General features: G+C 62.6%; 2 pseudogenes. Both read left to right on the top strand.

Annotated features, from left to right (window positions below):
• Positions 1–308 (top strand): annotated as a pseudogene (locus AACY08_RS28505) (IS21 family transposase); the annotation flags it as partial.
• 19 nt (positions 309–327) lie between these two features.
• Positions 328–538, top strand: a pseudogene (locus AACY08_RS28500) (outer membrane protein assembly factor BamB family protein); the annotation flags it as partial.

The raw sequence follows: 538 nt of genomic DNA, 5'->3' as shown, positions 1-538 counted from the left end.
AGAAGGGGCAGGTCGAGAACCAGGTCGGACTCGTGCGCGAGCGGTTCTACACCCCGCGGCAGCGCTTTGCGAGCTACGAGGAGCTGAACGCCTGGCTGCTCGATCGCTGCATCGAACACGCCAGTGCCCATCGTCATCCCGAGTTGCGCGAGCGGACCGTCGCCGACGTGTTCGACGACGAGAATGCGGCGCTGATGCGGCTGCCGACGACCGCCTTCAACGGCTTCCATGCGCTCACCGCGACCGTCTCCAAGACGCTGCTCGTGCGGTTCGATTACAACAAGGGGTCACTGCACGAAAGTGAAGTTTACGTACGCTAAGATCGAACGAACATGGGAATATGACGCGCGTCTGCCCGATGCGATCGTGCCGTGCTGCGACGTGGTCAATCGCGGGGCAGCGATCTACGGCGACAAGATCATCTTCGGCACGCTCGACGCCCGGCTCGTTGCGCTCAACCGCAACACCGGCAAGGTCATCTGGAACAAGCAGATCGCCGACTACAAGGCCGGCTACAGCTTCACCGCCGCGCCGATGA

It is taken from the genome of Pseudomonas sp. EL_65y_Pfl1_R83, from assembly GCF_963970695.1.
Classification (GTDB): domain Bacteria; phylum Pseudomonadota; class Gammaproteobacteria; order Pseudomonadales; family Pseudomonadaceae; genus Aquipseudomonas; species Aquipseudomonas tritici.
This window is presented reverse-complemented; position numbering and strand designations above follow the sequence as displayed.